This is a genomic window from Paraburkholderia terricola, from assembly GCF_003330825.1.
Taxonomy (GTDB): domain Bacteria; phylum Pseudomonadota; class Gammaproteobacteria; order Burkholderiales; family Burkholderiaceae; genus Paraburkholderia; species Paraburkholderia terricola.
Genome location: NZ_CP024942.1, coordinates 2,846,410 through 2,868,043, shown reverse-complemented (window position 1 = coordinate 2,868,043; position 21,634 = coordinate 2,846,410). Strand labels below are relative to the sequence as shown.

Below are 21,634 nucleotides of genomic sequence, written 5' to 3'. Positions count from 1 at the left end.
GGCCGACCTGTGCTCGACGGGCGGCACCGTTCACTCGTCCGACGCTGACGCTCGGGCGGGTGGCGCGCAACGTCCCCCGAACTGACACAATTGTTCACGTCCTTATAACCCTTGCCTCACAAGCAGCGGTGACGTTGGATCCCGGCGGGACTGCTAGTTGACGATGTTATTGTCGACACGCAACAGTTTCATGCTCTATGTCGCTGCCCGCACCGGGACAGCGGATTGTCGCCGATTCAGCACGAACGTCGACCGTCCGGAATTGGCCGGTTGTTGCCTGACGCGGAACAGGCCGCAAGCGGACATTCATCCGCAATCCAGGTAACAACGAACGTCGGCAAATGCCGAACTTCAGCCGTCTGGCCTACTAGTTAATGCGGTGCTTTTCATCGGTTTCACGATGACGACGATCGCCGTCCATGTGAAGATACTGACCGGTGGTCGTGAGCGACGCATGGCCGAGATTGTCACGCACGAGCCGCAAGTCGACCTGTTGGCCCGCGATATGCGACCCTGCGCTGTGCCTCAGCTAATGCGCTGACGCCTGCTCCAGTTGATCGGCTCGTGGCGCATGCGTTTCGCCACGGGCACGCAGTGCGTCGGCTGTGCCGCCGAAAACCTGCTTGACGATGCGGTGCAGTGCGGCGCGCGTCAACGGTTTGAGCGACTGCCCGATCGGCAGTAACAGGGGCGTGTCTTCGTCCTGAGATGGAAGTGCCGGTAGTCCCCGTTCGCGACGGTATGTCGAGAGGTCCGCCATCATCTCCAAGGTGGCTGGCGCCAGCGGCTCCCTTGCCGCCTTTGCCCAGCACGTCCAGCCACCAGAGATCTTCGCCGTTTACGACCCGGCGGCGGAAGAATCGGCCCATCGTGTTTTCACCCACTTCAGTGATCCGTAAGCCACCCAGATAGAGCAGGGCGAATAGCCAACACGTGCGCGAGTAATGCTCGCGCTCGCGGTCCGTTTCTTTCGGCACCGCCTGAATCCAGGTTTTGACCTCAAGCCACCGCTCGGGCGACAGATAGCGTGTGATACGCGGCTTTTCCTGCCTCGAAGCTCTCCCGCACCATGCCAGTTTCTCGTCCATCAACCAGCGCCGCTGACGCTGCGGCCCCCTCAATACTTCCATCACTTCTTGCTTGTTACTAGTCATGTACACAGTCTTATGCCTACGGCCGTAGATCGATGTCCGCCACGGGAGGCAGCACCCGAGCCCAAGCAAGGATGGCGTCTGACGACTTCCATTCCGCGAGTAACGCGCTTTCTGATTTGGCCTGCACCACGCCACTATTGGCCTCAGTCGCATCCGCCTATTTGGTCTTTGCGGGTGATTTGGAGCTCTCGGGCGTGTCGACCTTTTCCAACATCGCCAGATCCGCGCAGTGCTCCTTCGAATCTGTCACCGCAACAGTAGCAATCTGATCGAACAGACTAGATAGAAACCGCTCAGCGAACATCAACTTCGCCAGCACCGGCAGCTTGATTCCTTCGCCAAAACCTGGTCCGATGCCGCTGACGCCCTTCGGCTTCCTCGGATGCCAGTTGACGGGCGACAACAGTCCGGACGCTGTCACGTCGTCACCGGTGAGGTCTGCCCGGCATGGCGCCGGGCGAGATGGGCAGAAAGGACGAACCGGCTATACCTGTCAGCTTGTTGACGCGAGGCAAAGCATCGCGGCGCACGAACAGATCGACTTGCGCCGCGCCGGCTTCGAGCGCGGTCGCGGCATTGTCGAACGCCGATGCGCTTGCGCTCACCACGCCGACTCGCTTGCCAGCTGGAACACATTGTCGCGCCGCGTCCAGATCATGATCGATGCATACATGATGTCGCCGACGGAGCCTATATTCTCCTGCGATTGCAATTCCTTATCGAAGAGCATGGCCCGTTCGCTGGAAACGCCTTTTCGGACCGAAGCCCCGCGGCTGTTCTTCCGTCAGAGACATATCTCGGCGCCACCTCCTCCGACAATAGCGTTTCATAAGCGTTTCCTATTGCGCAAGAACGAACCCGTCTTGGCGCGATTTGCAGGAACGATATACCGTTATAGCCGTGTTGCAGCGGTGTCGTGCCTACTCGTTCCTGATCTGCATGAGCCGCTCCCCTTACATCCGGAAGCGAAGATCGACCATGTACAAAGCCATCAGGAAGAACCCGTCGGCGGCTCAGGCTGCCGAAGCGATCCTTAGCGCATTGCGAGACATCCCCGTGTCTGCGCTCAGCGACAACATGCATCGCAACGTCGGCAGCGTGGGCCTGCACCCGTACCAACGGCCTGGCAAGAAGACGATGGCCGGCACCGCGGTCACGGTGCGCTCGCGTGGCGGGGATAACCTCACTTACCTGCGCGCGCTGGAGTTTTGCCGTGCAGGTGATGTCCTGGTCGTGGACGCGGGCGGCGATCTCAACAACGCCGTGGTTGGCGGCATCCTGTCGTTCTACGCAGCAAACATCGGCGTTGTCGGTTTGGTCATCGATGGCGCGATCCGTGATGTCGCGGAAATCCGCGACCGGGATTTCCCGGTTTACGCCCGTGCGGTCACACACCGGGGGCCGTATAAAGACGGTCCGGGTGAAATCAATGTGCCGGTATCGGTCGGCGGAATGGTGGTCAATCCGGGCGATATCGTCGTCGGCGATCAGGATGGCTTGCTGGCCATTCCACAGGACGCCGCCGAGCTTGTCATCGAAAAAGCGCTGGCCGTTCTGGAAGCCGAGGCTGAGACGATGCGGGCGATGAAGGAAGGCCGCTGGAACCGCGCGTTTATCGATGCGCTTGAAGCGCGATGTAATAACTGAGCCCCGCGTGGGGAAAAGGAAAGAGCCGACGTCTGCATCGCAACGTCGGCTTTTTTATGGGCGCTTTCTTTTATGTATGGCGACGAACGCGGCTTGCCGCGCCATCGTCGCTACACGTGTGCGATCAATCGAAGCTCACCAGCACCTTCATCGATTTTGAGCGATCGGCCGCTGTCTGGAACGCCTTGACCGAATCCTGATACGGGAAAATGCCCGAGATCAAGGGCTTCACGTCGATCAATCCCTTGTTCAGCAGTTCGACGGCAATGGCGAATTCTTCGTGGAAGCGGAATGCGCCGCGCAGATCGAATTCCTTGGCAACAATCACGTTGATCGGCAACGAGATGTCGCCACCCAGGCCGACCTGGACGATCACGCCGCGCGGTTTGAGCACGTCGAACGCACCGCGCAATGCTGCTGCGTTGCCGCTCGCTTCGCACAGAACGTCGAAGCTGCCCTTGTCGATGGCGAATTGCTGAAGCGCGTCCGGCGTCTCCGCGATGTTAAACGCGAGGTCGGCGCCCACCTTTTTCGCGCTGTCGAGCGGCAGCGCATTCACATCAGTTGCCACGATCATCGCCGCACCGGCTCTGCGCGCGGCCGCCACGATCAACGCGCCGATCGGCCCACATCCTGTGACGAGCACCCGCTTGCCGAGCAGCGGACCCGCGCGCCGAACGGCGTGAAGCGCGACCGAGAGCGGCTCGGCCATTGCAGCTTCGGCATCGCTCAACGAGTCCGCCACGACATGCGCCTGTGAACGGTCGATTACGATCTCCTGCCGGAATGCGCCCTGCACGTGCGGCGTACGCATTGCGCTGCCGTAGTAGCGCATATCCAGGCAGTGGTTCTGCAGCCCTTGCTGACAGTATTGACACAGGCCACACGGCCGGCTCGGGCTGATGGAAATCCGTGTGCCGACCGGCATATCCGTCACGTCGGATCCAACGCGCGCAACGGCGCCCGAGACTTCATGGCCCAGCACCATGGGCTCCTTGATGCGAATCGTGCCGAAACCGCCATGGTTGAAGTAGTGAAGATCCGAACCGCAGATACCGCCGGCCCGAACCCGTACGAGCAACTGGTTGGCTTTCGGTTCAGGCGTGGGAACGTCCTCGATGCGCAGATCGAGTGGGGCGTGAATGACAAGTGCATGCATGGTGAGGGCCTATAACGGTGAATGCGGGATCAGCACGCTATACGGTAGCGTCTCAGGGCCTAGCCGACAAAGATCAAAGTTGTCTGGGCCGATAGTCGACGCTTATGGATGCTCATTCGAGCGCCTTGGTCATATTCTCGATGACCTTCTTGGCATCCGAGAACACCATCATCGTTTTGTCAATATAGAACAGATCATTGTCGAGACCGGCGTAACCGGACGCCATCGACCGTTCGTTGACGATCACGGTGCGCGCCTTATAGGCTTCCAGAATCGGCATGCCGGCCATCTGGCCGAATTCCGCGTTGATGTCGTCCATTTCGTAAACCTGGTCGTACGGCACTTCCGCTTCGGCGAGCAGCACGTTCATATGTCCCGGCATCCGGCCGGCCACTGGATGAATCGCATAACGCACCTCGATGCCCTTGTTTGTAAGCTTATCGGTCAATTCCTTCGGCGCATGCTGTGCGCGCGACCGCGAGGCCGTAGCCAGGAACGATCACCACGCGCGGGATAGACGACGGGTGCGCCCTGAAACAGGTGGAACTTATACTTGCCGGACAGCTTGCCGAACGCGATCACGGATCCAGAGAACGTAATCGCGCCGATGAAGGTGCCGATGAACAACTCGACGCGATTGCCATAAGGCAGTTCGCTGCCGGTTGTCGCCAGTCCGAAAGCGGACGGCTCGGAGACTACCGCATAGGCAATACAACTGGCGGCAAGACCGGTCAACGAGTGCATGGCTGCAATGAGGTCGGGCATCTTGGTCATCTCGACGCGGACTTCGGCTAATTCGACCAATGTCCCGCCGGCCTGTGCGTAGCCGCTATCGGGGAAATGGGCACGCTCGCCTGCAGTGCTTTGCACCTGAACGGTATGCTCCTGCGCGGTGAGTTTTTTGACTGTTTTCCGGTGTGCCGGCGACACGCGTCTCGCCGGCGCGGCTTTCGGCAGGGATGCCGATTCTCATGAGTGTTCCTCCAGGAATCGATAGACGGAATTGGCGGATCGAGGCCCGCCTTTTGATGCCGGGACCGTGCATGGACGATCGGGACAGGATTGGGCGTTTCGATGCTGTTTGGCTTTCGGCGCGTTCTGTTGGGCGTCGGGCGACGCCCAACAGACCGTCAATACCGCAAATTAGAACTTGTGACGCAGACCGATCGTGGCTTCGAACAGCGAGTTGAAGCCATAGAACGGCTGGTTCGAGCCGGAGGCGGCGGCGAGGGTCGTCCATGCGCCGGTGAGGTGGTTGTAGTCCACGCCGACATAGACGTCGGTGCGCTTGCTGAGGAAATAGTCGAACGTCGGACCGGTCGTGATACGCGTGCCGCTCCGGCCGGCGTGATGGACGAAGTCGATGTAGAACGGCAGGTCGAGCACGAGTGACGGCGTGATGAAGTACTGGACCGCCGTGGAGAAGGAGTCGTTGCGATAGTCGGCCGGGTAGACGTGGCTGTAGATATACGAGCCGAACACCTTCGCCGCGCCGAACTTATACGTTGCGCCCGCGGTGAAGATCTTTTGCGAGCTGTCCGGGATCGTCACGCCGAAGTACGTGCTGCCATAGGTGCTGGTCGCAGGCGTCAGGCCGCCGATGTCGTTGACGATCTGATAGGCCGCGCCAACGCTCAAGGGGCCGTGGTCGTAAGAAAGGCTGACGGCCGGCGACGAGTTCTGGTGAGTATTCCCCGCTGCCCCGCCAAAGGTATACGAGCCCTTGAGGGTGAAACCGGCAAGCGCCGGCGAGGTATATCGCACGGAATTGTCCAGACGGCCGCCGCCAGTCAGACCGGCGCCCTGAAAGCCGACCGTGCCGGTGTAATTGGCGAACGCATAGATATCGTGCGTCCAGCCCATTTCATGCACCAGCGTGTATTGCCGGCCCATCGTCAACGTGCCGTAGTCGGTACTGCGTAGCCCCACCATCGCGGTGCGGCCGAACAGGCGGGCGGTGCCGGACGGCGTAGATTGCTGTGTCACGCCGGTATTCGGTGTAAAGCCGCCTTCGAGCTGGAAGATGGCGGCCAACCCGCCACCGAGATCCTCGGTTCCCTGCAGACCCCAGCGGCTACCCTGAATCTCGCCGCCGCTACCCATCGTGAAAAGCTTCCCGCCGGATTTGTTCTGATGGGTGTCGTAGCGCACCGCTTCGTCGATGATGCCGTACAGGGTGACGCTCGACTGCGCGTGTGCGATCCCAGAAATTGCCAGTCCAAGTCCAGTTAGTGTGCCTAATGCATGCTTTTTCACGAGTAGATCCCCTTGCAGATTGACGAAAAATGGAAAACTCCAAACCGACTGCCACGTCCTCTCAGCGCGGCATGTCTTTTTTATAAAGCGACGACGCGACATATTCGCTTCATCGCCGTACTCTCAGTTCAGTGCGGCGACCGCGGCGGCAATCTTCCTGCAGCCCTCATCGATATTGTCGATGCTTGTCGCGATCGACATCCGGAAGAAAGGTGAAACGCCATAGGCCGATCCGGCAACCAGTGCGACGCCGGCGTGTTCGAGCAGGTACAGAACGACATCTACGTCGCCCTCGATGCGCTTGCCTTGCGGCGTGGTGCGGCCGATCATGCCGCCGCAATTGACGTACAGATAGAACGCGCCGCCCGGTGTTTTGCAACTGATGCCGGGAATCGCGTTAAGCGCTTCGAGTGCGTGGTCGCGGCGTTCCTTATAGGTCCGCACCGATTGCTGCACGAATGTCTGGTCGCCGTTCAGCGCTGCGAGCGCTGCGGCCTGGCTGATCGAACTGGCGTTGCTGGTGGATTGGGACTGGAGCGTGTCCATGGCCGCGATCAGGTCGGCGGGGCCGGCGGCGTAGCCGATGCGCCAGCCGGTCATCGCGTAGGTCTTGGACACGCCGTTGACGACCAGGGTACGTGAGCTGAGTTCGGGTTCAATCGACAAGAGGTGCTGTGATGCCTCGCCGTCGAACCGGATGTGTTCGTAGATGTCGTCCATCATCACCAGCATCTGCGGGTGACGCAACAGCACATCCGCCAATGCGCGCAGTTCGGCGACGCTATAGGTTGCGCCGGTGGGATTGGTCGGCGAATTGATGATCAGCCAGCGCGTGCGGGGCGTGATCGCCGCTTCGAGGGTGGCGGGCGTGAGCTTGAAACTGTCTTCCTCGGTGCAGGGCACGACGACCGGCACGCCGTCACAGGCGAGCACCATGTCCGGGTAGGACACCCAGTAGGGCGCGGGAATCAGGACTTCATCGCGTGCTTCAACGGTGATGGCGAGCGCGTTGAAAATCGCGTGTTTGGCGCCGCACGTCACGATGATGTGTTTGGGATCGTACGAAAGACCGTTCTCGCGTTGCAGTTTTGCCGCGATGGCGGCGCGCAGCGCCGGCGTGCCCGCGGTTTGCGTATAGCGTGTTTCGCCGCGCTCCATCGCGTCGAAAGCGGCCTGGCGAATATGCGCGGGTGTGTCGAAATCAGGTTCGCCGACCACGAGGTTGACGATGGTTTTCCCCTGCCGCCGCAGTTCCGCGGCCCGGTCCGCGGCGGCACTGCTCGGCGAAGGCTTGATTCGCTGGACGCGGGCGGCAATTCGCGATGCACTCACACTTGACTCCTCAACGGCATTTGATGACGCCTCACCTTAAGCGCGCGAAAAACTTCAAGCCAAGACGTCTTTCCGCTGGCGCAATAACATCCACTTATGACAGGGCGATACGCGTGCGCGTCCGGCATTTACCGATCGGGGGCCATGCGGGAATACGCTGACAGGCCACGCTTTTAGCGTTGCAGGAGCGGGAGCGAAGTTTTTTTTAGGCACTGTGCGCGGCGTGGCGCTTGCCCTATCATTGTCGCCATCACTGAACGTTGAGACGCGACTACCGTGAACCTGCGGCGTTTGAAGTATTTCGTGAAGATCGTCGATATCGGCAGCCTGACGCAGGCCGCCGAAGTGCTTCATATCGCCCAGCCGGCGCTGAGCCAGCAGTTGATCACGCTCGAAGACGAGTTCCAGCAACAGCTGCTCGTGCGCACCAAGCGGGGCGTCACGGCCACTGAGGCGGGCGCCACGCTGTATCGCCACGCCCAGTTGATCCTGCGCCAGTACGAACAGGCTCAGGCCGACGTGAAGAGCGCCGGCCAGACGCTGTCAGGCCAGGTTTCTGTGGGGCTCGCGCCCGGCACGGGCGCGTCGGCGCTCTCGCTGCCGCTGTTGCGGACCGTGCGCGCCAGGCATCCGGACATTCTTCTCTACATCAACGAGAACTTCGGCACGACGTTGAGCGAGCTGATCATGAACGGGCGTATGGACATGGCCGTGCTGTATGGCGACAAGCCCGTCCACGGCCTGTCGTTCCAGCTTCTGATGAACGAGGAACTGTTTCTCGTGGCGCCGCGCAGCATGGGGATCACGCAGGAACAGATCGCCGTGACGGAGTTGCGCGACGTGCCTTTGCTCCTGCCGCGTCCGTACAACTATCTGCGCAAGTACGTCGACGAAGGTTTCGCGCGCGTGCAGATGATCCCCAAGGTCGTGGCCGAAATCGAATCCGCGTCGACCTTGTCAGCCGCGGTGAGCGCGGGGATCGGTGCGACCATCCTGCCAGATTCCACCGCACGGGTCGTGGCCGCGGCGGGCGACGTCGTGCAATGCCGGATCGTTTCACCCGTCATCAAGATCCCGCTTTCGGTGTGTCTGTCCGACCACTTGCCGCTTTCCGAGCCCGCCGCGGCCGTCAAGGACATCCTGTTGGAACTGGCCGGCGACCTTGCGCTCGACGTGCGCTTCGAGTCCGGTGCCGATAGCGCCGATACATAAGCGCGCCTTATCGCTACAAAGCCAAACCGTCTTGGCGCATTTTTTATGCGCCGGATACATTGAGTCCATCGTCGATCGCCCCGGTTCGCAGTGAGCCGGCGCGACGAGGCTAGCCGTCACGCGGGCGAGGCAACGGGAGATTGAATCTGGTTGCCGTACAGCCCCAGCGGTGCTTCGCGCACGCCAATCGACCGGCGCGCGTCCAACCGGCTACGGACTCAAAGATGGATCTCCAGAAGATTAAGGCGCTTATCGACCTGTTGGCGGATTCTCCGCTGGCCAAGCTCGAAGTCATAGAGGGCGAGGAACGGGTCAAACTTGTGAAGGCGAAACGGCGCGGCAAGCGGGCTGACGCGCCTTCGGGCGATGAACGTGTACCCGTGAGATCCCCCCCGGGCACCCAGGGAAGCCAAGGGGCTCAATCACCGCACGCCGGGCCTTCGCAATCCATCGACACTCCCAAGGCAGCCCCCACAACCGCCAGTGTGGCGCAACTCGTTCGTGCGCCCATGTTCGGCGTCGTTCATCTGACGCCGGCGCCGGGCGAGGCGCCCTTCGTGAATCCCGGCGACAAGATCAAGGAAGGGCAGGTGCTCTGCACGATCGAGGCAATGAAGATGTTCAACGCGATCGAGTCCGAACTCAGCGGCGCCGTTCTGGAGATTCTTGTGGCTCCCGGCAGCGAAGTGGAGTCCGGGCAGCCGCTGTTCCGAATCGGTTGATCGACCATGTTCAACAAAGTACTGATTGCCAACCGCGGCGAGATCGCGCTTCGAGTCCAGCGCGCCTGCCGTGAACTCGGTCTGAAAACCGTCGCCGTCCATTCCGAGGCCGACGCCGATGCACGGTATGTGAGGCTCGCCGACGAGGCGCTGTGCATCGGTCCTGCCGCGCCGGGGCAGAGTTATCTGAACCGGGCCGCGATCCTGTTCGCGGCGCATGTGAGCGGCGCGCAGGCGATTCATCCCGGTTATGGCTTCCTGTCGGAAAACGCGGATTTTGCGGCGCAGGTCGAAGCCGCCGGCATGGCCTTCATCGGCCCCGAGCCCGACTCCATCCGCACGATGGGCGACAAGGTCGCTGCCAAACGGGCCATGCGTGCGGCCGGCGTGCCCTGCGTGCCGGGCCCGGACGGCGGTCTGCCGGACGACCCCACGGAAATTCTGCGAGTCGCGCAGGAGATCGGCTATCCGGTGATCGTCAAGGCGGCGGGTGGTGGTGGCGGACGAGGCATGCGCGTCGCGCCGGGCCCGGAGCAGTTGCTCGAAGCCGTGTCGGTGACGCGTGAGGAAGCACGCCGCGCCTTCGGCAAGCCCGAGCTCTATGTCGAGAAGTTTCTCGAGCATCCGCGTCACGTCGAAATTCAGGTCTTGTGCGATACGTACGGCAATGCCGTGTGGCTCGGTTCGCGCGACTGTTCGCTGCAACGGCGTCATCAGAAGGTCCTGGAAGAGGCGCCCGCACCCGGCATCGACCCGGAACTGATCCGGCAAGTTGGCGAGCGCTGCGCCGAAGCCTGCCGGCAGACGAATTACCGTGGCGCGGGTACCTTCGAATTTCTGTTCGAGAACGGCCAGTTCTACTTCATCGAAATGAATACGCGGCTGCAGGTCGAGCATCCGGTGACGGAAATGACCTCGGGCATCGACATCGTGCGGGAACAGATCCGGATCGCCCAAGGACACGCGTTGACGATCCGTCAGTCGGACATTTGCACGCTTGGTCATTCGCTGGAATGCCGGATCAACGCCGAGGACCCGTTCACCTTCGCTCCGTGTCCGGGGAAGATTTCCGTTTGGGAACTGCCGGGCGGCAACGGCGTGCGGGTGGACTCGCATATGAGCAGCGGTGCGGTCGTGCCGCCGTATTACGACTCGCTGATCGCCAAGGTGATCACCCATGGTGCAACCCGTCAAGAGGCGCTGGTGCGTATGCGCATCGCGCTCTCGGAGATGCGCATCGAAGGCATTCGCACCAACGTGCCATTGCATCAGGCCATGCTCGAGGACGAAGGGTTCGGTGAGGGCGGCGTCGATATTCATCATCTGGAGCGTTGGCTCGCAAAGAGGAAACAGACATGACGCCGACTGTTGAGCATGCGTCGATTGCGCACGGGGATGTAGTCGAACGGCTGCGTCCGGATTCACAGAGGACTGTCCTTGCAATGAAACAGGATGAATCGGAGCAGGCGCTTTGCATCAGCATGCTGGGTACCACGGCCATGCTGTTCGAAGCGCCGGGCGCGCTCGATCTGCATGCCCAGCGCCGCATCTGGACGCTCGCCCGCGAGGTCGAATCATGGCCGGGCGTGCGTGAGGCGGTGCCGGGCGTGACCAATCTGATGGTGACATTTTCTACGCCGCCCGCGGATCCGGACTCGCTCGGCGCCGCGTTGCGCGACGCTTGGGCGGCGGCGGGCGAGTTGCAGATCGAAGGGAGGGTGGTGGACTTGCCGGTGGAATATGGCGGCGAGTTCGGGCCACATCTGCAGGACGTGGTGAATCACACTGGCTTGTCCATCGACGAAGTCGTTCAATTGCACTGCGCGCCGCTCTACACGGTCTATGCGCTCGGCAGCCATCCAGGGTACTGCTATCTGGGCGGTATGGACCCGCGTATCGCCACGCCGCGGCGCAAGGTGCCGGTTCTGGGCTTGCCTGGCGGCGCGGTGTCGATCGGCGGGGTGCAGACCGGCGTGTCGGCATCGACGGGACCGAGCGGCTGGAACACGATCGGTCATACATCGATGTCGTTCTTCGACCCCACGCGCGATAACCCGGCCACGCTCGCACCTGGCGACATGATCCGTTTTCGGGTCGAGAGGATTGTTCCATGATCGAGATCTTGTCGTCGTCCGCGCTCGCGACGGTGCAGGACCAGGGGCGTGAAGGCTATCTGCGTTACGGCGTCGGAACGGCCGGCGCGATGGACCGCTTGGCGCTTGCGGTCGGCAATCTGTTGCTCGGCAATCCGGACGACGCGGCCGGCATCGAAATTCCGATGTTTCCGTTCCGCATCCGCTTCCTTGAAGATCTTTCGTTCGCCATCACCGGTGCCGATTGTTCGGCGCGCTTAGGCGACCGGCCGGTGCTGCCGTGGTGGACCGTGCAGGCGAAACAGGGCGACGTGCTGACGATCGGCGTGCCGACCCGCGGCACGCGCTGCTACCTGTCGCTCGCGGGCGGCGTGGACGTACCGGTAGTGCTCGGTTCGCGCAGTACGCAATTGCGCGGCCAGTTCGGCGGCTACAACGGTCGTCAGTTGCGGAAGGGGGATGTGGTAAAGGCAGTGGGTCTCGCCGGGCGCATCGTGCAGCAAGATGCGGTGCTCGCCGCGGGTTTCGGCACGGTGCCGCCTGAGTATTCGTTGCCGGCACCGTTATCCCTGCCCGCAGCCGACGCGGGCGAAACCGTGGTGCGCGTGCTGCCCGCCGCGGAATACGATTGCTATAAGCCGGAGTCGCTCGAAGCGTTCTGGCGCGACGGGTGGAAAGTGACGCCGCAGAGCGATCGCTACGGATATCGTCTCGCCGGTCCGATCCTGGTCGCGACGCATTCGATTGAAAAGCGCTCGCATGGCATCGTGCCGGGCGTGATCCAGGTGCCGCATAGCGGACAGCCGATCATTCAGCTTCGGGATGCGCAGCCGTCGGGTGGCTATCCGAAGATCGGCACCGTGATCGAAGCCGATTTATGGCGGCTCGCGCAGGCGCGCATTGGTACGAAGATTCGCTTTGTTCAGACGACGTACGCGGAAGCCGTTACGGCGCTGGAAGAACTGGACAGTTATCTCGTCAGGGTGCGCAATCTCGTTGCACTGTTTTGCCCTTCCCGACACTGACACATGACACAAAAAATCGAAGTGGATATCGGCGAGCTTCGGCAGATCACGTCGTGGCTTGCAGAAGTCGATATCGAGTTCATCGAAATCAGCAAGCCCGGGGCGACGGTTCGGTTGACGATGGAGCAGGCGCCTGGCTCTGCCGGTGCGGATGCGCCGGCGCAGGCGGTTTCGGCTGTGGTTCCCGGCGGACTCGCGCGCGCAGCGGAAACTACGCAGACGCACGCCGCCAGCATCACCGCGAAGTCGGCCGGCATCTTTCTGTCGACGCATCCGGCGCGTTCCACGCCATTGGTCAGCGCGGGCGATCACGTCAAACCGGGCGACATCGTCGGCTTGCTGCAGATCGCGCAATTGTGCGTGCCCGTGGTCGCGTCGGCGGATGGCGTGGTCATGCGGTTGTGCGTCACGCATGGCACAACGGTCGGTTACGGAACGCCCTTGCTCGAACTCTCGCCGTCGGCGTAGACGCATATCGATAGATAGACACTGAGCCGGTGTGGTCCGCTGCGGATAGCCCGGCACAGACCGCTTAAAGAATGGAGAGTGGAGAGTGGAAATCGACCTGAACGCTGACCTGGGCGAAGGCTTTGGACCCTATCAAATGGGCGAAGACGAAGCGATGCTCGATATTGTCTCGTCCGCCAACGTCGCATGCGGCTATCACGCGGGCGACCCCGTCATCATGGACAAGACGGTGCGGATGGCGCTGGCGCGCCAGATCGACGTTGGCGCGCATGTGGGCTTTCCCGACCTGATGGGCTTCGGCCGGCGGCAGATTCAGGCGGACCCGCTTGAACTGGCGAATTACGTGGTGTATCAGATGGGCGCGCTTGCGGGCATCGCGAAGCGGGCCGGACATCGCGTCACGCACATGAGCTTTCACGGCGCGTTGGGCAACATGGCCGCGGCATCGTATGAGCTGGCCGAGCCGCTGGTGCGGGCGCTCGCCGAATTCGATCGCGACCTGATCATCAGCGTTTCGACGAACACGGAAATCGAGCGCGCTGCGGATCACATCGGGATGCGCACGGCCAACACGTTTCTCGCCGATCGTGCCTACGACGATCAGGGCGCGCTCGTGTCGCGCAAGCTGGAAGATGCGGTCATCAAGGATCGCGCGGCCGTCCTGGCACGCGTCAAGGAGTTGCTCGAAGACGGCACGATCACGACGATCACGGGCAACAAGCTCAAAGTCGCGGTCCAATCGATTCTGCTGCACGGCGATACGCCTGGCGCCGTCGAACTCGCGCGCACGGTGCGCGGCGTGATCGAATCCGCGGGCGGGCGCGTCGTGCCGGTGTCGAAGCTCGTACGCTAGGCGCGCGTCGGTCAACCTGCATCGACCAAGCTGCATCGGCCAACCATAAGCCGGCCTTATAGCCACAAAGCCAATCCGTCTTTGCCCCACGTTTTCACGACGTATACATTGCTAAACAGGCTTATCGCACGCCTCAAAGAGCGACAGTCCAGAACTACAAATGGAGGTCATTCATGCCGTTTTCAGACTACAAGATCGCGCTGGTGACGGGCGCTTCGACCGGAATGGGCGCTGCGATTGTCGAGCGCTTCTGCCGTGAAGGACTCGAAGTGCATGCGCTAGCTCGCAACGCGGAACGTCTGAACGAGCTGGCGGAGCGAACTGGTTGCATCCCGCACGCGATCGACGTGTGCGATTTGCCGGCCGTCACGAAGCTGACGCAGGACGTGCAGTTCGATATCGTCGTGAACAACGCCGGCGTATCGACCAAAGGCTCGATTCTGGACGCCGCTGCCGCGGACATCGACCTTCAGGTGGAAGTCAACCTGCAGGCCGTTCTGCATATCGTGCGGCTCACCATGCCGGGTATGGTTGCCCGCGATCGCGGTCACATCGTCAACATCAGCTCGATCGCGGGGATCTACAACTTCAACGGCAACTCCATATACTCCGCGACGAAGGCCGGCATCCATGCGTTGTCGCGTCAGTTGCGAGTGGATGCGACCGGCAGGCGCGTACGTGTGACGGAGATCTGTCCGGGCCGCGTCGCCACCGATATTTTTGGCCACGTGCATGGCGACATCGAGGCGGCGCGCAAGCAGTTCATCGACGGTTTCGAGCTGCCGTTGCCGTCCGATATTGCCGACGCCATCGCCTTTGCGATCGCCGCGCCGCTCGCGGTCAACATCAGCAGCATGGAAATTCTGCCTACGCTGCAGGTGCCGGGCGGGTTGACGACGATCAAACGCGATTCCGCCGACCAGAACGAGTAAGTGCAATTCAGAGTTCAACAAGGAGGTTTTCCATGCGTGCATCGGTACTGGTTACCCGTGCGTCATTTCCGGATATCGTCGACCGCCTGCGCGCGAACTTCGACGTGACCGACAACCCGGACGACACGATCTGGACGCAACCAGAGCTGATTGCCAGGCTGCAGGGCAAGGTGGGGGCCATGACGGCCGGCAGCGACCGGATCGACGCAACCTTGCTCGACGCTTGCCCGCAGTTGAAGGCGATATGCAACATCGGCGTGGGCTACAACAACGTCGACGTGGAAGCCTGTACCGCGCGTGGCGTGCTGGTGACGAATACGCCGGACGTCCTGACGGATACCACCGCCGACTTCGGCTTCGCGCTGATGATGGCAACGGCGCGGCGCATCACCGAGTCGGAACACTTCCTGCGCGCCGGCGAATGGACCAAAACCGGACGCTACGACATGTTCGTCGGCAACGATGTGCATGGGGCGACGCTCGGCATTCTCGGTATGGGACGTATCGGGCAGGCCATTGCGCGACGTGGTGCATTCGGTTTCGGCATGCGCGTGATCTATCACAATCGCTCGCAACTGGCGCCGGATGTCGAGGAGAACTGCCGGGCGCGCTATGTCGACAAGGAAACGCTGTTGCGCGAGTCGGATCACCTGATCGTCGTGGTGCCTTACTCGGCTAGCTCGCACCACGCGATCGGTGCGGCGGAGTTCAAGCAGATGAAATCGTCGGCCACGCTGACCAACATCGCACGCGGCGGCGTGGTGGACGATACCGCTTTGGCGGTAGCGCTGAACGAAGGCAGCATCGCGGCGGCCGGTCTGGATGTGTTCGAAGGCGAACCGGTTATCTGCCCGGCGCTTCTTGCGCAAAAGAATGTGGTGCTCACCCCGCATATCGGCAGCGCGTCTGTCAGCACGCGGCGCGCGATGGCCGCGCTTTGCGCAGACAATTTGATTGCCGCTCTAGGGCACGGCGCAGCGGCCGGCAAGCCGCCGACACCGGTGAACCCACAGGTACTGACACGCCCGACAGCCGCAGTCTGAACGATGACCAGCGCAGCATGCTGCGCCGGCGTAATTCCGCCGCCGTCGTTTCTCAAGCGCGAGCGCTCCGATAAAGGAGCGCGCCGACCGATGAGGCACCCGCAGAGGCGCCACATGCTGGAGACAAACACCATGCAGAACCACGCCTGTCGCACTGCCGGACGCCGTTCCGATTCATCATTCCCGAAACTTATTGCACCAGAAGAAAGGCCTCTGAAACGGTCTTTTTTCGCGGGCTAGTATCAATTCAACACGGGAGTCAATGACGGCTTCCGGGGGGATGACGATGGTGCCGTGGGTCGAGTCAGACCGGCATCGTCGCTTCGATCCGAATCATGGGACGTGTGCAACATGAAACTTCACTTTGACCTGGCGACGGTGCTGCGAGGCGACTATGGGGCGCTGTTTCTCCATGGGATCGAGCTCACCCTCGCGATGGCCGCGCTGGCGTGGCTACTCTCGCTGGTGGTGGGCATTCTTCTCACGCTGATCCGCCTGACCAACAATCGCCTCGCGAAGGCGTTTGTCGCGTCATTCGTGGCCTACCATCGCAATGTGCCGATGCTGGTCCAGATCCTGTTCTGGTACTTCGGCATTTCGAACATTCTGCCGGAATCGTTGCAGACTGTGCTGAACCACTACAACGGCCAGTTCATTTTTGCGGTCGTGGCGATTGGCTTGTGCAGCGCGGCCTATCTCTCCGAAGATATCCGCAGCGGATTGCGCGCAATTCCTTATGGTCAGTACGAAGCCTCGCGTGCACTGGGTCTGAACTTCCTGAACGGCATGCGTTTCGTCGTGCTTCCGCAAGCGCTGCGCAATGCAATTCCGCCGATGGTCAATCACGCAGTCCTGCTGTTCAAGAACACCAGTCTCGCGATGGCGGTCGGTGCGGCGGAGCTGACCTATGTCACCCGGCAGATCGAGAACGAAACCTTCCTCTCGTTCGAGTCGTATTTCATCGCCACGGCGGTGTATCTCGGGCTCTCGCTCGTCATCATGCTGTGCGGCGCCAGGATCGCGATGCACTACCGCATTCCGGGAGTGAAGTGACATGCTCGATATCCTGCGCGACAACTGGACACTGCTGCTCATCGGGCAGTATCCGCATGGCCCGCTCGGCGGCATCGTACTGACGATCCTGCTGTCGCTTTCAGCACTCGTCATCGCATTTCCCCTGGGTATCCTGGTCGCCTTGGCACGCATCAGTCCTTTCCGGGTTCTGCGGGCGCCGGCCACAGGTCTCGTCTACATGGTGCGGGGCATCCCACTCCTGATGGTGATTTTCTGGGTGTACTTTCTCGTGCCTGTGCTGACCGGCTATCCGGTTACAGGGTTTGTCACGATGCTGTGCGCACTCGTCATCTATGACTCGGCCTATCTCGGGGAAATCATCCGTGCGGGCATCGAGGGGCTGCCGAAAGGACAGACGGAAGCTTCGAGAGCGCTCGGCATGAGTTACATGAAGACCATGCGCGCAGTCATCCTGCCGCAGGCGCTTTACAACGTCGTGCCGAGCATGGTCACGCAGTTCGTATCGACGATCAAGGAAACCTCGCTGGGCTACATCATCAACGTCCAGGAAATCTCCTTCGCAGCGGACCAGATCAACAACCGGCTGCTGACGAAGCCCTTTTCCGTGTACCTGATTCTCGCCTTGAGTTACTTCGCGCTGTGCTATGCGCTCACACAGCTTGCGCAGTATCTGGAGCGGCGCGTAACGCGCAAGCGGGCCGGTGTCGCATCGAGGACCCGGAAGGCGGCCAACGTTGCGCTGACCGATCCGCTACCCACCGAGAACTAGGCGCTCAATCACTTCGAGGTATTTCGCATGATCAAGTTTTCCGGCGTCAACAAATGGTACGGCGAATATCACGCTCTCGTGGACGTGAACGCCGAAGTTCGCAAAGGCGAAGTCGTGGTGGTCTGCGGACCGTCCGGATCGGGTAAGTCGACACTGATTCGCACCGTCAACCGGCTCGAGGAGATCAACCGTGGGCAGATCTTCTTCGACAGTCAAAATATTTACGACAAGAAGCTGGGTCTGAATGCTTACCGCAGCCGTGTCGGCTTCGTGTTTCAGCAATTCAACCTGTTTCCGCACTTGTCGGTGCTGGACAACATCACGCTTTCGCCAATGCGAGTGCACGGCCTCAAGCGCGCGGATGCGGAACGTAAAGCGGCGGATTTACTCGCGCGCGTCGGTCTGTCGAACAAGGCCAGTGCGTTTCCGCCGCAATTGTCCGGTGGTCAGCAGCAGCGCGTCGCTATTGCGAGAGCACTGGCGATGGATCCGCCGGCAATGTTGTTCGACGAGCCCACCAGTGCGCTCGACCCGGAGATGGTCGGCGAAGTGTTGAACGTGATGAAGCGCCTCGCGCAGGAAGGCATGACGATGATGTGCGTCACGCATGAGATGGGGTTTGCACGCGAGGTTGCCGATCGCGTCTGGTTTATGGATGCAGGGAAGATTCTCGAAACGGCGGAGCCGGCAGAATTCTTCTTGCGCCCGAAACACGAGCGGGCACAGCGATTCCTGTCCGATCTTCGCTCACATTGAGGCAAGCAGGGCGGTATGGCTTTCTCGGCGCAGATACAGATTCAGATTCGGTTTGACCACCGTTGATCAGCAGTCGATTGCTTTACACATAAACTTCAGGAGCGTCACGATGCAGGTAAAGAAGATTTTCGCGGGGATGCTGGTCGTTGGCGGTGCGGTTGCGTCGATTGCCCCGGCACATGCTGATCAATTGGCCGATATCAAGGGCCGCGGCGAGTTGCGCTGCGGTGTGTATTCGAACGTTGAGCCGTTCTCGTATCCGAACGCGCAGACGCGTCAGCTCGAAGGCATGGACGTGGACCTGTGCAACGCGGTGGCGAAACAGTTGGGCGTGAAGGCGAAGCTCGAACCGTTGGCTGTCGAGGCGCGGATTCCGCAACTGAAGCTGGGGCGTGTCGACATTGTAGTCGCCAACCTGGCCTACACCAAAACCCGCGCTACGCAGATCGCCTTTAGCGACTCGTACTACTCCACCAAGGAAGTCCTTGTTGTGAAGAAGGCCGATGCCGCCAAGAAACTGATCGATTTCGCGGGCCAGAAAATCAGCGCTGCCGACGGCTCGACATCCGCTCAGTCGATTCCAATTTCGATCAAGGATGGCCAGGCGGTGACGTTTCACGATACTAGCTCGGCGTTTCTCGCACTCGAGCAGAACAAGGTCAAAGGCTTCGTGACCAATCAGATGACGGCCACGAAGATCGCGAAGCAGGTGGACGGCACGGACGGCGCGGTGGCGATTGCGTCGGAGCCGATGCTGATCGAGCCGATCGCGGTGGGCTTGCGCCAGAACGAGCCGGCCATGCTGAGCGCGGTCAACAAGGCCCTGGCTTTGATGGAGCAGAGCGGCGAGATGAGCGGTATTTTCGACAAGTGGCTAGGACCGAAGACGCCTTATGGCCTGACCCGGACCGACAAGGTCACGCCGATCGATCAGCTCAAGTTCACGCCGGTATCCTGAGGCAGAAAGTGTGTGATGCAGCGGTGCGCAAAGCCGCGACAAGATGTGTCGCGGGGTCGCGTTGTGCGATAGTGACCGCGAGCCGTGGCTGAACCGCCTCGCCGATCGGGTGGATGATATGCATGGGACGGCCGCGCTGTCCTGTTCCGCGTTGAGACGTTGCTATCGGGAGCGCATGCGGCGGATCAATTCGCAACGCTGGAGTCACCGGTTGGTGAAGATGGTGTGCTCCACCTTTCCGCTTCGCTGCACAGCGCGCGCGGTCGGGCAGAGGTCATGCAATGGCTGGACGCGCCAAACGGTACTGGATGGAAGTCGGACGAATCATAGAGTCGAAGAGGAGTCGAGTTGAACAACAATCTGAAGATGTTCGATCTGTCGGGGCGTCGTGCTCTGGTTACCGGGTCGAGTACGGGTATCGGTTATGCGCTGGCCAAAGGATTGGCAGGTGCCGGCGCCGAAGTGATTCTGAATGGTCGCAATGCGGCCAGGCTGGCTGAGGCTGTCAGCCGGTTGCGCGATGAGGGGGCGACCGTTCACGCCGCGAGTTTCGATGTGACGTCGGCCACTGACGTCGACGCGGCGATCGCCGATATCGAGCGCGAAATCGGTGCGATCGACATTCTCTTCAACAACGCCGGCATGCAACGCCGTGCGCCGCTCGAACAGTTTTCCCATGCCCAATGGGAAGAGCTGATGAAGACCAATGTCGACAGCGTGTTCCTGGTTGGCCAGGCGGTCGCGCGGCACATGATTGCTCGCAAGCGCGGGAAGATCGTCAACATCTGTTCGGTACAAAGCGAACTGGGCCGTCCCAACATCGCGGCCTACACCGCGAGTAAAGGCGCGGTGAAGATGCTGACGAAAGGCATGGCCATCGACTGGGGGCAACATGGCATCCAGGTCAATGGCCTTGGGCCAGGCTACTTCAAGACGGAGCTAACGGAAGCGCTCGTCAAGGATGAAACGTTCAGCAACTGGCTGATTGGACGCACGCCATCGCGACGCTGGGGCGATGTGGAAGATCTCGTCGGCGCTGCTGTGTTTCTGGCGAGCGACGCTTCGAACTTTGTGAACGGCCACATTCTTTACGTAGATGGCGGAGTAACTGCCACGTTGTAACCCCTTGATCGCGCCTCCATTGGAATCCACGGCAGCGAGCCGCTGCTGCAGCGTTGCATTCGACAGGAAACCGCCTGAGTCGAGGCGCACCACATTCGCATTCGCTCGCCTTGGCTGGGTGCGCAGTTCACCGACATACTGTACAAGCGGCGCGCCGTATACATCGAGTACGCGATCTTACGCTGCGACCCACGCAATCGTTCGCGTTTGCGATACGAAAATTCGTTTCCGGCCCCGAACCGTCTGTCATTGGCATGCTAACGTGCCCGAGTCCATCGACATCGTCCGATCAAAGACCAAAGAAACGCCCATGACATTTTCCTTTGAAGACGCACTTTCCAGTGCACAACAAACAAAACTGAATCGGCGCGCACTGGTCGCGCTAATCGACCGGGCAGATACCCGCTGGTGGGGCGGGCATGTCGACAACTGGAAGCCGGACGAAGCGCTGTTTTCCTCCAGTGCGGCATTGAAAGGTTATCGGAAACTGGTGCACCGATTCAAGGAGGGCGAGACCGCCAAGGCGCACGTGCTGATGATGCACAACGACGGCACGTTTGGAGCCGTGATGCTTGGCATAGAGTCAGCCGAGGAGGCACGACAGCTTCTAGATGAAACGTTGGAAGAAATCCGGATCAGGACGCTGCATTGACCAGGTTTTTTGTCGCGGAAGCTCGCGACAGTGCTGGAGATTTTTAACGTGTGGCATCGCCGTCCTCGCCTGCCCGTCGAAGTTTCGTCGCAATCGCCGTCGATTCGCTTTCCTGCGCAGCGCGGCCGGTGCGTTGGTCCCTAAGCTGATCGGCAACGCAATACTCGCCGGAAATCCACCGTCCGGCGTTTTGGAGAAAGTAGATGTCGAACAAGGGAGTCGGAAGAATCTCGTCCGGCGGAAATGTTCCGCCCACACCCGCAACCCCCTCATCGAGCGACTCGCGGGAGCCGTCCGCCGGCGCCGCACGTAGCGGCACACGCAGATCGCCGGGAATTTCCGGCATGCCGCAGCGCGCAGTCAGTCGGACCGCGGCGAGTGCCGCCGCCCGTCCGCAGCCCCGCGCAGGCGTGCTGTCCCGCGCATCGCAAATCGGTGCCACGGCT

Annotated in this window: 22 protein-coding genes and 3 pseudogenes; 16 read left to right on the top strand and 9 right to left on the bottom strand. The window is 61.1% G+C overall.

Going from position 1 to position 21,634, the window contains the following annotated elements:
• Positions 1-367: 367 nt before the first annotated feature.
• The 4 genes and pseudogenes from CUJ90_RS31435 to CUJ90_RS33685 all read right to left on the bottom strand — a co-directional run.
• Positions 368-1,103 (bottom strand): annotated as a pseudogene (locus CUJ90_RS31435) (tyrosine-type recombinase/integrase); the annotation flags it as partial.
• Between the two features lie 208 nt (positions 1,104-1,311).
• Positions 1,312-1,575 carry a hypothetical protein gene (locus CUJ90_RS32565; protein ID WP_083085665.1) on the bottom strand — a complete coding sequence of 88 codons (264 nt, stop codon included), beginning with the start codon at positions 1,573-1,575 and terminating at the stop codon, positions 1,312-1,314.
• A gap of 19 nt (positions 1,576-1,594) precedes the next feature.
• A pseudogene (locus CUJ90_RS31430) lies at positions 1,595-1,780 on the bottom strand (hypothetical protein); the annotation flags it as partial.
• Positions 1,756-1,884 (bottom strand): hypothetical protein, encoded by a 129-nt coding sequence (locus tag CUJ90_RS33685; protein ID WP_268802000.1) that lies wholly within the window; start codon positions 1,882-1,884, stop codon positions 1,756-1,758. The gene CUJ90_RS33685 and the pseudogene CUJ90_RS31430, both read right to left, overlap by 25 nt.
• A 248-nt stretch (positions 1,885-2,132) precedes the next feature.
• On the opposite strand from CUJ90_RS33685, the gene CUJ90_RS31425 reads away from it, so the two are divergent.
• The gene (locus CUJ90_RS31425) at positions 2,133-2,801 is read left to right on the top strand and encodes an RraA family protein (RefSeq protein ID WP_073430273.1); all 669 of its coding nucleotides are present in this window, start codon (positions 2,133-2,135) and stop codon (positions 2,799-2,801) included.
• Between the two features lie 124 nt (positions 2,802-2,925).
• On the opposite strand, the gene CUJ90_RS31420 is transcribed toward CUJ90_RS31425, so the two are convergent.
• From CUJ90_RS31420 to CUJ90_RS31400, 4 genes and pseudogenes are all read right to left on the bottom strand, one after another.
• Entirely contained in the window at positions 2,926-3,960 is a 1,035-nt protein-coding gene (locus CUJ90_RS31420) for an L-idonate 5-dehydrogenase (RefSeq protein WP_073430274.1), read from the bottom strand.
• A 112-nt stretch (positions 3,961-4,072) separates the two neighbouring features.
• Positions 4,073-4,824, bottom strand: a pseudogene (locus tag CUJ90_RS33085) (NAD(P)(+) transhydrogenase (Re/Si-specific) subunit beta); the annotation flags it as partial.
• Positions 4,825-5,103: 279 nt separating this feature from the next.
• A complete protein-coding gene (locus CUJ90_RS31405) occupies positions 5,104-6,216 on the bottom strand; it encodes a porin (RefSeq protein WP_073430277.1) in 1,113 nt (370 codons plus the stop codon).
• A gap of 123 nt (positions 6,217-6,339) precedes the next feature.
• Positions 6,340-7,548, bottom strand: coding sequence for an aspartate transaminase (locus CUJ90_RS31400; RefSeq protein ID WP_114164573.1), 1,209 nt, complete (start codon positions 7,546-7,548; stop codon positions 6,340-6,342).
• Positions 7,549-7,824: 276 nt separating this feature from the next.
• Between CUJ90_RS31400 and nac the strand changes: the two genes are divergently transcribed.
• The 15 genes from nac (at position 7,825) to CUJ90_RS31325 (ending at position 21,188) form a co-directional block, all read left to right on the top strand.
• On the top strand, positions 7,825-8,760 hold the full coding sequence (gene nac, locus CUJ90_RS31395) for a nitrogen assimilation transcriptional regulator NAC (protein ID WP_073430279.1): 936 nt from the start codon (positions 7,825-7,827) through the stop codon (positions 8,758-8,760).
• A gap of 224 nt (positions 8,761-8,984) precedes the next feature.
• Positions 8,985-9,482, top strand: a complete 498-nt coding sequence (locus CUJ90_RS31390; RefSeq protein WP_073430280.1) for an acetyl-CoA carboxylase biotin carboxyl carrier protein — start codon at positions 8,985-8,987, stop codon at positions 9,480-9,482.
• Positions 9,483-9,488: 6 nt separating this feature from the next.
• The gene (accC, locus tag CUJ90_RS31385) at positions 9,489-10,841 is read left to right on the top strand and encodes an acetyl-CoA carboxylase biotin carboxylase subunit (RefSeq protein WP_073430281.1); all 1,353 of its coding nucleotides are present in this window, start codon (positions 9,489-9,491) and stop codon (positions 10,839-10,841) included.
• Positions 10,842-10,924: 83 nt separating this feature from the next.
• Positions 10,925-11,596, top strand: coding sequence for a 5-oxoprolinase subunit PxpB (pxpB, locus tag CUJ90_RS31380; protein ID WP_073430282.1), 672 nt, complete (start codon positions 10,925-10,927; stop codon positions 11,594-11,596).
• Positions 11,593-12,600: a 5-oxoprolinase subunit C family protein gene (locus CUJ90_RS31375; RefSeq protein WP_114164572.1), complete on the top strand. Its 1,008-nt coding sequence runs from the start codon at positions 11,593-11,595 to the stop codon at positions 12,598-12,600. Before pxpB ends, CUJ90_RS31375 begins: the two co-directional genes overlap by 4 nt.
• 3 nt (positions 12,601-12,603) lie before the next feature.
• On the top strand, positions 12,604-13,068 hold the full coding sequence (locus CUJ90_RS31370) for an acetyl-CoA carboxylase biotin carboxyl carrier protein (RefSeq protein WP_083085669.1): 465 nt from the start codon (positions 12,604-12,606) through the stop codon (positions 13,066-13,068).
• 85 nt (positions 13,069-13,153) lie between these two features.
• The gene (locus CUJ90_RS31365) at positions 13,154-13,921 is read left to right on the top strand and encodes a LamB/YcsF family protein (RefSeq protein ID WP_073430284.1); all 768 of its coding nucleotides are present in this window, start codon (positions 13,154-13,156) and stop codon (positions 13,919-13,921) included.
• Between the two features lie 173 nt (positions 13,922-14,094).
• Positions 14,095-14,853, top strand: coding sequence for an SDR family oxidoreductase (locus CUJ90_RS31360; protein ID WP_073430285.1), 759 nt, complete (start codon positions 14,095-14,097; stop codon positions 14,851-14,853).
• 32 nt (positions 14,854-14,885) lie between these two features.
• Positions 14,886-15,896, top strand: a complete 1,011-nt coding sequence (locus tag CUJ90_RS31355; RefSeq protein ID WP_073430286.1) for a 2-hydroxyacid dehydrogenase — start codon at positions 14,886-14,888, stop codon at positions 15,894-15,896.
• 351 nt (positions 15,897-16,247) lie between these two features.
• Positions 16,248-16,949, top strand: coding sequence for an amino acid ABC transporter permease (locus tag CUJ90_RS31350; protein ID WP_073430287.1), 702 nt, complete (start codon positions 16,248-16,250; stop codon positions 16,947-16,949).
• A 1-nt stretch (position 16,950) separates the two neighbouring features.
• A complete protein-coding gene (locus CUJ90_RS31345) occupies positions 16,951-17,700 on the top strand; it encodes an amino acid ABC transporter permease (RefSeq protein ID WP_073430288.1) in 750 nt (249 codons plus the stop codon).
• Between the two features lie 27 nt (positions 17,701-17,727).
• Positions 17,728-18,456: an amino acid ABC transporter ATP-binding protein gene (locus CUJ90_RS31340; RefSeq protein ID WP_073430289.1), complete on the top strand. Its 729-nt coding sequence runs from the start codon at positions 17,728-17,730 to the stop codon at positions 18,454-18,456.
• Positions 18,457-18,565: 109 nt separating this feature from the next.
• A complete protein-coding gene (locus CUJ90_RS31335; protein ID WP_073430290.1) occupies positions 18,566-19,414 on the top strand; it encodes a transporter substrate-binding domain-containing protein in 849 nt (282 codons plus the stop codon).
• A 366-nt stretch (positions 19,415-19,780) separates the two neighbouring features.
• The gene (locus CUJ90_RS31330; protein ID WP_073430310.1) at positions 19,781-20,536 is read left to right on the top strand and encodes a glucose 1-dehydrogenase; all 756 of its coding nucleotides are present in this window, start codon (positions 19,781-19,783) and stop codon (positions 20,534-20,536) included.
• A gap of 310 nt (positions 20,537-20,846) precedes the next feature.
• Complete coding sequence (locus tag CUJ90_RS31325) at positions 20,847-21,188, top strand: hypothetical protein (RefSeq protein WP_090518799.1); 342 nt, start codon at positions 20,847-20,849, stop codon at positions 21,186-21,188.
• A 43-nt stretch (positions 21,189-21,231) separates the two neighbouring features.
• Here the strand turns inward: CUJ90_RS31325 and CUJ90_RS31320 are convergent, their stop codons facing one another.
• Positions 21,232-21,534 (bottom strand): hypothetical protein, encoded by a 303-nt coding sequence (locus CUJ90_RS31320; protein WP_152035396.1) that lies wholly within the window; start codon positions 21,532-21,534, stop codon positions 21,232-21,234.
• Positions 21,535-21,634 lie beyond the last annotated feature (100 nt).